Here is a 10,505-nt window from a genome sequence, read left to right as displayed (position 1 = left end):
GACTGCCTGCGCCTGCGCGATTCAGGGATCAGGTTCTATTCGGTTTGTGGTGCCGGCAGAGGGACTCGAACCCCCGACCCTCTGATTACAAATCAGACGCTCTACCAGCTGAGCTATACCGGCACGACCCGAATGGTTGCCTAGTCGGTCGCGCGCGTTCGGGCAAGGGCGAAGGCGCGGACGGTCAGGCGCGGCAATCAAGCTCTTCGCGGTCGAGCACCGCCGTCCACTGCGCGAAATGCGCGTCCGCCATGCCGGCATGGTCCTGCCGGCCGTCTGCCGTCTGCGCGGCAAGCTCCTCCGGCATCACTGCCCGGGTTCTTCCGCCGGCATTGGCCAGAGGCAGGGTCTGCGCCCGCCGTTTCCGGGAAATGGAAGGCCTCGTCGCGGGCTGCGGCGCGGGCCGCGTCTTCGGGCATTCTCTCTGTCCGCCCTCTCATGCGGGGACGGCGGCGCCGATCCCCAGTTTCTCCCGATGGCGGCGGCTGGCGGCCTGCAGGATGCGGTCGGCCGTCATGGCGAGAAGCGCCATGGAAAGCCCGGTGACCACGCCCATGCCCATGTCGGCCTGCGATAGCGCCAGATACACCTGCTGGCCCAGGCCCTGCGTGCCGACCAGTGCCGCGATCACCAGCATCGACAGGGCATACATGATCGTCTGGTTCAGCCCCAGCATGATCCCCGGCAGCGCGAGCGGCAGCTTGACCTGCGTCAGGATCTGCCAGGGCGTGCAGCCCATCTGGCGCGCGGCCTCGACCGTGCCCCGCGGCAGGGTTCTCAGCGCGTGTTCGACGTAGCGGACGGGCGGCACGATGGCGTAGGAGATGATGGCCAGCAGCGCGGTGAACTCGCCCACCTTGAACAGCATCAGCGCCGGGATCAGCAGCACGAACTGCGGCATGGTCTGCAGCGTGTCGTTGATGGGCCGCAGGACGGCAGAGACACTGTCGTTGTGCGCCGCCCAGACGCCCAGCGCACCGCCGATGGCAAAGCTGATCGTCACCGCGATGCCGCACAGGTAGACCGACAGCATCAAGGGCTCCCAGAGCCCGTTGACCAGCACGAAGATCAGCGCGGCGGCGACGAAACTGGCGGTGCGCGCGCCCCCTGTCTGCCAGCCCAGCGCGGTCGCGGCGGCGATCACCACGGGCCAGGGCAGGCCGGTGGTGCCCCACCACAAGAGCACGGACAGCAGTGCCACGGTCAGCGCGCCGCCCGCCCGGCCCCGCCAGAGCAGCCAGACCGCCAGCGCAGCGGCGGCCGCCGCGTAGGCCCAGGGCATCCAGGGGGCCAGCGCGAAGCCCCAGGTAAAGGGCGAGATCGCCTCGCTCAGCCCGATGCGGAAGGGCAGCATCCCGAAGAAGAGCGCCGAGTTCTTCAGCGCGTCCATCACGCCGGAATAGTTGCGCAGGAACCAGTTCACCGCCTCGTTGAGCTGGGCGGCGGGATAGATGCGCAGATCGCGGGGGTAGTCCGCCAGGACCGGGAAAAGCGTGGCCAGCAGCAGCGCGGCCATCGCCAGCGCCACCGCGACGGACCAGGTGCGCCGCCGCCGCGCGGCGCGTTCGTCCAGGCTTTCTCCGGCGAAGCGGTTCTGCGCGAGGCCGAAGGTGATGCGGTCAAGCACGATGGCCAGAAGCGCGATGACAAGGCCGGCCAGCAGGCTCTGCCCGAACTGCGCCTTGCGCATCGTGCTCAACACCTCCCAGCCGATGTCGTCGAAGCCGCCGATGATCGCGGCGATGATGACCATGCTGAGCGCCGCCATCGTCGTCTGGTTCACGCCCACCATGATCTGCGGCATCGCGGTGGGCACCTCGACCCTCCAGAAGCCCTGCCGCGGGGTGCAGCCCGACATCACGCCCGACTCGCGCACGCCCGCGGGCACGGAGCGCAGGCCCAGGATCGTGTTCCGCACCATCGGCGGGGCGGCGTAGATCGCGCTGGCGATCAGCCCGACCGCCGGGCCGAACCCGAAGAGGAAGAGAATCGGGATCAGGTAGGCGAAGGCCGGGATCGTCTGCATGAAGTCGAGCGTCGGCTGCACAATTCGGTCGACCCGCTCGGAATGGGCCGCGCCCACCCCCATGGCAAAGCCCAGGGCCACCGACAGCGGCACCGAGACGACAACCAGCGCGAGGGTGTTCATCGACTGCTCCCAGTAGCCGGTGAGCACCATGTAGCCCAGCGCACAGACGGTCAGCAGCGACAGCCCCGGCCCGCGCGCGCGCCACGCCAGTGCCGCGGCCAGCGCCATCACCACCAGCCAGGGCACCGCCTGCAGCCCGGTGCGCACCGCGACGAGCGGCACGTCCACCAGCGAGGCCAGCGCGCGGAAAAACCAGCGGAAGCTGTCCACGAAGGCGCTCATCCCCGCGGTGATCCAGTCGGCAAAGGGGATCACCAGCGCATCGGGATATTCCGTCAGCCAGCCGAGCCGCGGCGCCAGAACGAGGCAGAGCAGGCAGAACGTCCCCACGCCCAGCCAGAGGCGGCCATCGGGCGAGGCCAGCGCGGCGCGCATCACGCGCTTTCCCGGTCGCCGCTGCGGCGGGCGACGGCGCGCGCCAACTCCTCCGAGGCCAGCGTGCCGATGCAGCCGCGCTCGGGGTCCATCACCGCGACCCGCGGGGCGCCGCTGCGCAGGAACTCTGCTGTCACGTCGTCCAGCGTCATGCCGGCGGGCACCTTGGGCAGGTCGCCCGCACCGTCGCCGGGCGTCATCACGTCCCGCGCCGTCAGCAGCCGGGCGAGCGGCACCTCGGAGGCGAACTCGGCGACATAGGCGTTGGCGGGCCGCAGCACGATCTCTGGCGGCGGGCCGATCTGCACGATCTCGCCGTCCTTCATGATGGCGATCCGGTCGGCCAGCCTGAGCGCCTCCATGAAGTCGTGCGTGATGAAGACGATGGTCTTGTTCAGCATCTGTTGCAGGCGCAGGAATTCGTCCTGCATCTGACGCCGGATCAGCGGGTCGAGCGCCGAGAACGGCTCGTCCAGAAACCACAGGTCAGGCTCCACGGCGAGCGAGCGGGCGAGGCCCACGCGCTGCTGCTGGCCGCCCGAAAGCTGGCTGGGAGAGGCGCTCTCGCGCCCCTCCAGTCCGACAAGCTCGATCATCTCCTGCGCCCGTCTGCGGCGGCGCTCCTCGTCCATCCCCTGCACCTTGAGCGGGAAGGCCACGTTTTCCAGCACGCTGAGGTGCGGCAGCAGGCCGAAGTCCTGGAACACCATGCCCATCTTGTGGCGGCGGATCTCGACCAGGTCCTTCGCGGACTTCTTCAGGATGTCCTCGCCGTCGAGCAGGACCTCGCCCGCGTCGGGTTCGATCAGCCGCGACAGGCAGCGCACCAGCGTGGACTTGCCGGAACCGGAAAGCCCCATGATGACGAAGATCTCGCCGGTGCCCACCTCGAAGTCCGCATCGACCACGGCCGGAATCCGCCCCGCGTCACGCATCGCCTGCGCCGCGGCGCGCGTATCGGCCTCGGCGTCGAAGCCTGCCGGCAGGCCGCCGAAGACCTTCCACAGATGACGGCAGGACAGCTTGACCGGCGGCGTCTGGCGCTCGGGCATCCGGGCAAGGCTCCCTTTGCTGAACGAAGGACGGCGCGGCCGCACCACGACGGCCGCGCCTTTCGCGTCAAGGCGTGCTCAGTCGGTGGCGTCTTCGATCCACGGGCGCCAAATGTCTTCGTTGGCGGCCATCCACTCGGCGACGACGGCCTTCGTGTCCTCGCCGTCGCGGTCGATCCGCGCCATCAGCGGCTCCTGGATCTCGTTGGTGATCTTCGCGGTGCGGATCACCTCGTAGGCGGCCGGCCACTTGTCCTTCAGCCCCGGCCAGACGGCCTTGAAGACGTTGGGCTGCGTGATCGAATACTCTTCGCGGATCTCGTCGGGCATGTCGACCCACGAGACATCGACCTCCGAGAGCACCCAGTGCGGCGCCCAGAACATCATCAGCAGCGGCGAGTCCGTCTCGGCTGCGGCCTTCAGCTCGGCCACGAGCGCGCCCTCGCTGCCTGCGGGGACTGCCCGGTAGTCCAGATCCTCGCCCTCGATCAGCACCTCCGAGCGGTTCGACCAGTCCGAAGGGTAGGACAGGAAACGGCCCTGCGGGAAGGTTTCGGCCGTGGCGAATTCCTGCGCGCAGTCCTGCACAGCCTCCCAGGACGGCAGGCCGGGGCACAGCTCTGCGACGTGGTCGGGATACATCCATCCCTCGCCTGCCTCGAGGCCCACATCGCCCAGGTTCTCCAGCCGGCCCGATTCCAGCAGCTGCGGGAAGAGATCGCCAAGGTTGTTGTCCCAGACCTCGAGCGTGGCGTGCACGTCGCCGTCCGCGGCAGCCGTGCCGCTCACGAGATAGCCGACCGAGACGTATTCGACGTCATACCCCATCTCCTCGAGCGCCGAGCCGATGATGCGCGAGGTCAGATGCTGGCCGGTCCATTCCACCAGCGCGAAACGAATGGGATCGTCGGTGTCGCCCAGTTCTGCGCTCTGCACGGCCGGCGCGGCCAGCGCCGCGGCCACAACTGCGGCTGCGGCACGGCCCGCGAAACTGAAAGGGGTCGTCATGTGATAGTTCTCCCTGCTGTCGTCATGAGAGTGCCTCCGAGCGTCCATGCTGCGCGTGCACATCGCCGCCGGCCCTTCGGGCTCTGGACGGAGGCCGGGATCCGGCCCGCGCGGCACCTGACCGTTCGAGGCAGCATCGGTCGAATCCCGTCAAGTCAGCCCTGAGTGTGCCTGTGCGTTCGTGCCCGGGCAAGACCGCAACAGGATTCGGCACAGGTGAGGTCCCTCGACAGACCCGCGCCGGCTCGCCGATTTGCAGGTGGTGTGCCGGTCGCCGGACCTGAGGCGGGGTCCTCTCTCGGCGAGACGGCGCAGGCGGGTCGGGGCGGTCCTGCGGCTGCCGCCCCGGGGCAAACGAGGCATTGGCGGTGCGCGCGGCGCGGATCCGGGCCACGGGAACGGAGCGCGGCATGCTCCCGGGCATGGGGCCTGGGGCCTGGGATATGGGACCTGGGACCTGGGGCCGCGCCGGCTCTGGCGCGGCGCGGCTGCGCGTGTGGCGGCCGCGCCTGCGCCGTCGTCCGTGACCGCTGGCGCCTGTTTGCCTTCACCCTTCTGCGCGACCGGCAATACCGGCGTCCGCCTCGACGGGGGGGGCGAATGCCGCTAGATCACAAGCGCGCCGCATCTCCGGGGGATTCGACGTGCAGAACGAAAGTCCGATCGCCGTTCATGCCCAGTCGCCGGACGAGGTCTTCGACCGCCTCGAGGCGACGCAGCGCGGGCTGAGCACGCAAGAAGCCGAGCGCCGCCGCGCCCGCCATGGCGAAAACCGGCTGCCCGAGCCGCCAAAGCGCAGCGCCCTGCGGCGCTTTGCGGCACAGTTCAACAACGTTCTGATCTTTGTGCTGATCGGGGCGGCCGGAGTGACGGCCGCGCTGGGGCACTGGGTGGATACCGGCGTGATCCTGGCGGTCGTGCTGGTCAACGCGGTGATCGGCTTCGTGCAGGAGGGGCGCGCGGAGCAGGCGATGGAGGCGATCCGCGCAATGCTGGCGCCGCGCACGGCCGTGCTGCGCGACGGGCACCGCGTGACGCTTGACGCTGCGGAACTGGTGCCGGGCGACGTGGTGCTGATCGAGGCGGGTGACCGGGTGCCCGCCGACATCCGCCTGTTCGCGTCCCGCGGCCTGCGCGCCGAAGAGGCGATCCTGACGGGCGAATCGGTGCCGGTGGACAAGGAGCCGGAGCCGGTCGCGGCGGATGCCGCCCTGGGGGATCGCAAGTCGATGCTGTTCTCCGGCACGCTGGTCGCGGCCGGAACCGGGCGCGGCGTCGTCGTTGCCACGGGCGGCCAGACAGAGATCGGCCGGATCAGCGGCATGATCGCCGAGGTCGAGACGCTGACCACACCGCTTCTGCGGCAGATGGACGGCTTTGCGCGCTGGCTGTCGGCGTTCATCCTGCTCGTCGCGGCGTCGCTGCTGGCCTTCGGCTACTTCATCCGTGACATGCCCTTCGCCGAGCTCTTCATGGCGGTGGTCGGCCTGTCGGTTGCGGCGATCCCCGAGGGGCTGCCGGCGGTGCTGACCATCACGCTTGCCGTGGGCGTGCAGGCCATGGCGCGGCGCAACGCAATCGTCCGGCGCCTGCCGGCGATCGAGACGCTGGGCTCGGTCTCGGTGATCTGCACCGACAAGACCGGCACGCTGACGCGGAACGAGATGATGGCCGCCTCGCTTGCGCTCGAAGGCCGTGACTACACGATCGATGGCGAGGGGTATGCGCCCGAGGGCACGATCCGTGCCAAGGGCGATCCGGTCGATCCCGCAGGCCGGCCCAGGCTGGCCGAAGCGGCGCGGATCGCCGCGCTCTGCAACGACGCGGCGCTGCGCGAGGCGGAGGGCGGCTGGCAGGTCGCGGGGGACCCGATGGAGGGCGCGCTGAAGGCGCTGGCGGGCAAGCTGGCCGGGACGGACGCCTTCGCTGGCTGGACCCGCGCCGACGCGATCCCCTTCGACGCGGCGCACCGCTACATGGCGGTGCTGGCCCGCGATCCCGAGGGCGGGGCCCATATCCTCGTCAAGGGTGCGCCGGAAGCGGTGATGGCGATGTGCGACGGCGTGCGGGGCGACGGCGGCACGGCACCGCTCGACCCGGAGTCCTGGCACGCGCGCGTCGAGGCGCTGGCGGCCGAGGGACAGCGGGTCATCGCGCTGGCCCTGCGCGAGGCCCCGGCCGACCAGGCGAAGCTCGACGACTCGGATCTTGAGGGAAAGCTCACGCTGATCGGCCTCGTCGGCCTGATCGACCCGCCGCGGCCCGAGGCGATCGAGGCGGTGGCCGACTGCCACGCCGCCGGTATCCGGGTGAAGATGATCACCGGCGACCACGCCGCCACGGCGCGCGCCATCGCGGCACAGGTCGGCCTGAAAAACACCGCCCAGGTGCTGACCGGCGCCGAAATCGAGGCGATGAGCGACGCCGATCTCGCCGCGGCGGTCGTGGAGACCGACATCTTCGCCCGCACCTCTCCCGGCGACAAGCTGCGGCTTGTCACGGCGCTGCAGTCGCACGGGCTGACCGTGGCGATGACCGGCGACGGCGTGAACGACGCTCCCGCACTCAAGCGTGCCGACGCCGGCATCGCGATGGGACAGAAGGGCAGCGAGGCGGCGAAGGAAGCCGCCGAACTGGTGCTGGCCGACGACAACTTCGCCTCGATCGCCGCGGCCGTGCGTCAGGGGCGCACCGTCTACGACAATATCACCAAGGTGATCGGCTGGACGCTGCCCACCAACGCGGGCGAGGCGATGACCATCATCATCGCGGTGTCCCTGGGCATGTCGCTGCCGATCACCCCGGTGCAGATCCTTTGGGTGAACCTCGTCACGGCCGTGACGCTCGGTCTTGCCCTGGCCTTCGACCCCCCCGAGCCCGGCACCATGCGCCGCCCGCCGCGGCCGCGCGATGCGGGGCTGCTGTCCGGGCAGCTGGTCTGGCAGATCGCGCTGGTGTCGAGCCTTTTCATTGCCGCTGTCTTCGGCATCTACGCCTACGCCGTCGACCGCGGCTATCCCCTGCCGCTGGCGCAGACCATGGCGCTCAACATGCTGGTGGTGCTCGAGCTCTTCTACCTCTTCCTGATCCGCAATCTGCACGGCTCGTCGCTGACCTGGGCGGCGGTGCGCGGCACGCGCGTGGTATGGGCCTGCGTCGTGGCCGTGACGGCGGCGCAGTTCGCGATCACCTATCTGCCGCCGATGCAGGCGGTCTTCGGCACCGCGCCCGTCCCTCTGGCCGACGGACTGCTGATCGTCGGGCTGGGCGTCCTGTTCTTCGCGCTGGTCGAGACGGAAAAGCGCATGAGGCTCGCGATCGGTCCCCGCTCAGCCGCGGGACCGTCCCCCGTGCCGTGACGCATGGCGCGCCCCGGGGAGGTATCCGAAGGGTTCGGCGCAGCGGCCCCGACGCCGGGCGCGCCCCGGCGACCGCCGCGAGTGACGGGCGCGACTGACAGGCACGAGACGGGCGCGCGCATCGGCTTCCGACGGACCGCTTCGCGATGACGCCCGCAAGGGCGGAAGAGCGCCGTGCAGGCGACCGCCGCCTTGCAAGCCCCCGCCACGGCCCCTAGAGAAACCACGCTTCGCAAGAGGGGAGAGAGCGCAATGGGCTTCCGCATGGGAATCGTCGGGCTGCCGAACGTGGGCAAGTCGACGCTCTTCAACGCGCTCACCCGCACGGCGGCCGCGCAGGCGGCGAACTTTCCCTTCTGCACCATCGAGCCCAACGTGGGCGAAGTCGCGGTGCCCGACCGTCGGCTCGCGCAGATTGCCGAGATCGCGCAGTCGAAACAGGTCATCCCCGCGCGGCTGACCTTCGTAGATATCGCCGGGCTGGTGCGCGGCGCGTCGAAGGGCGAGGGCCTTGGCAACCAGTTCCTCGCCAACATCCGCGAGGTGGACGCCATCGCCCATGTCCTGCGCTGCTTCGAGGACGACGACGTGACCCACGTCGAGGGCCGCGTGGATCCGGTGGCCGATGCCGAGACGATCGAGACGGAGCTGATGCTCGCCGACCTGGAGAGCATCGAGCGCCGCCTGCAGACCCTGTCGCGCAAGCTGCGTGGCGGCGATACGGAGGCCGTCGCGCAGGAAAGGCTTCTGAAAGCCGCGGCCGCCGCGCTGTCAGAGGGGCGCCCGGCGCGCACCGTCGAGGTGGCCGAGGACGACGCCAGGGCCTGGCGCATGCTGCAGCTGCTGACCGCAAAGCCCGTGCTTTACGTCTGCAACGTCGAGGAGGCCTCGGCCGCGCAGGGCAACGCGCAAAGCGCGCGCGTGGCAGAGATGGCCGCGGCGCAGGGCGCCGGGACGGTGGTGATCTCGGCCCGGATCGAGGAGGAGCTCGCGCAGCTCGATCCCGAGGAGGCCGGGATGTTCCTCTCGGAGATGGGGCTCGAGGAGCCGGGGCTCGACCGGCTGATCCGCGCCGGCTACCAGTTGCTGCAGCTCCAGACCTTCTTTACCGCCGGGCCGAAGGAGGCGCGCGCCTGGACGATCCCGCAGGGCACCCGCGCCCCGCAGGCGGCGGGCGTGATCCACGGCGATTTCGAAAAGGGCTTCATCCGCGCCGAGACCATCGGCTTCGACGATTACGTGGCGTTGGGCGGCGAGGCCCGGGCGCGCGAGGCGGGCAAGCTGCGCGCCGAGGGCAAGGCCTATGTCGTGCAGGACGGCGACGTCCTGCATTTCCTTCACAGCGGCTGATGTGCACCGAGCCGCCCCGCCCCACCTGCGACGATAGCGCGCACGCGCGCCTCAGGCTCTCAGCGTTTCCGTCGAAGAGAAGAACATCGCCTGACTGACGGCCGAGCGCACCTGCTCTTCCGTATAGGGCTTGGCGATCAAAAAGGCGGGTTCCGGACGCTCGCCGGTCAGCAGACGCTCCGGGAAGGCGGTGATGAAGATCACCGGACGCTCGCCAAGCTGTTCCAGGATCTCGTTCGCCGCATCGATGCCCGAAGAATCGTCGGCCAGCTGAATGTCGCAGAGCACGAGGTCCGGCGCCTCTTCCATCGCAAGCTCGATCGCGCGGGCGCGGGTGCGGGCAATCCCCGTGACCTTGTGCCCAAGATCCGCAACGACCGATTCGAGGTCCATCGCGATGATCGCCTCGTCCTCGACGATCAGCACCTTGCCGATGGTCGCGTCGCTCATCTCGCGCCGCGCGATCTCGACCAGGTCACGTGCCTGATCCTGCGACAGGTCCAGCACCTGTGCCAGTTCGTCGAACGGAAACCCTTCGACGGCATGCAGCAGCAGCGCCTCGCGGCTGTTGGGCGTCAGCTGCGCAAGATGGCGCTGCGCGGCGGCTTCGGGCCCTTCCGGCACTTCTGCCACGGGCTGCCCCGAACTGGACCACAGTCTGTGAAAGACATGAAACAGCGCGGCGCGCGGCGCAAGGCGCTCCATCGCGGACCCGTCCTCCAGCAGCGCCTCCAGCGCGGCGGCTGCGTAACGGTCTCCGCTGGTCTGACGCCCGGTCAGGGCACGCGCATAGCGGCGCAAATACGGCAGCGCCTCGCCGATCGCCTCCACACGGCTCGCAGCGGGTTCAGCATTCGTCATGGTCTCTCCCCTGAGTGTCCCGATTTCCTAACGCGCCCACTTCCGCGGCGGTTCCACCGCTGTCCCCGCATATCCCGGCGCTCCCGCCGTGCCGGCCGGTGTCGGGCGTCACGGGTCATGCGGGCCTGGCCTCGCGCACGGGTCGGCCTCGCGGTCTGGGCCGGCGGTCACGAGGCGGGCGAGAGAGGATCCCCACAATCGCCGAGATCGCCCCGCGACACCACACTGCACGCGATCTGGCGCCGCTTGCAAGGCTGCCGGTCCGCGAAGCCGACCTCCTGCGCGGCAGCCCCGGCGCCTGGCCTCCTTCGACATGAAAGCGTGGCACCAGGCATGGCTGAATGAGCCCGA

General features: G+C 69.8%; 7 protein-coding genes and 1 tRNA gene. 2 read left to right on the top strand and 6 right to left on the bottom strand.

Annotated elements, in window-relative coordinates; translation table 11 throughout:
- Window positions 1–47: 47 nt before the first annotated feature.
- The 5 genes from ACLFOB_RS11870 to ACLFOB_RS11850 form a co-directional block, all read right to left on the bottom strand.
- Window positions 48–123, bottom strand: a tRNA-Thr gene (locus ACLFOB_RS11870).
- 61 nt (window positions 124–184) lie between these two features.
- Window positions 185–307 carry a hypothetical protein gene (locus ACLFOB_RS11865; protein WP_410917869.1) on the bottom strand — a complete coding sequence of 41 codons (123 nt, stop codon included), beginning with the start codon at window positions 305–307 and terminating at the stop codon, window positions 185–187.
- Between the two features lie 129 nt (window positions 308–436).
- Window positions 437–2,524, bottom strand: a complete 2,088-nt coding sequence (locus ACLFOB_RS11860) for an ABC transporter permease (RefSeq protein WP_410926191.1) — start codon at window positions 2,522–2,524, stop codon at window positions 437–439.
- On the bottom strand, window positions 2,524–3,576 hold the full coding sequence (locus ACLFOB_RS11855; protein ID WP_410917867.1) for a quaternary amine ABC transporter ATP-binding protein: 1,053 nt from the start codon (window positions 3,574–3,576) through the stop codon (window positions 2,524–2,526). The genes ACLFOB_RS11860 and ACLFOB_RS11855 overlap by 1 nt, the downstream gene beginning before the upstream one ends.
- 78 nt (window positions 3,577–3,654) lie before the next feature.
- Window positions 3,655–4,584 (bottom strand): ABC transporter substrate-binding protein, encoded by a 930-nt coding sequence (locus ACLFOB_RS11850; protein ID WP_410926190.1) that lies wholly within the window; start codon window positions 4,582–4,584, stop codon window positions 3,655–3,657.
- Between the two features lie 644 nt (window positions 4,585–5,228).
- Here ACLFOB_RS11850 and ACLFOB_RS11845 point away from each other — a divergent pair.
- Entirely contained in the window at window positions 5,229–7,943 is a 2,715-nt protein-coding gene (locus ACLFOB_RS11845; RefSeq protein ID WP_410926189.1) for a cation-transporting P-type ATPase, read from the top strand.
- A gap of 252 nt (window positions 7,944–8,195) precedes the next feature.
- Window positions 8,196–9,293, top strand: a complete 1,098-nt coding sequence (ychF, locus tag ACLFOB_RS11840; protein WP_410918175.1) for a redox-regulated ATPase YchF — start codon at window positions 8,196–8,198, stop codon at window positions 9,291–9,293.
- A gap of 51 nt (window positions 9,294–9,344) precedes the next feature.
- Here the strand turns inward: ychF and ACLFOB_RS11835 are convergent, their stop codons facing one another.
- A complete protein-coding gene (locus ACLFOB_RS11835; RefSeq protein WP_410918174.1) occupies window positions 9,345–10,154 on the bottom strand; it encodes a response regulator in 810 nt (269 codons plus the stop codon).
- Window positions 10,155–10,505: the final 351 nt, after the last annotated feature.

It is taken from the genome of Rhodosalinus sp., assembly GCF_046542825.1.
GTDB lineage: Bacteria > Pseudomonadota > Alphaproteobacteria > Rhodobacterales > Rhodobacteraceae > Rhodosalinus.
Note: the sequence above shows the minus strand (reverse complement) of the source record. Positions and strands in the feature narration are given on the sequence as shown.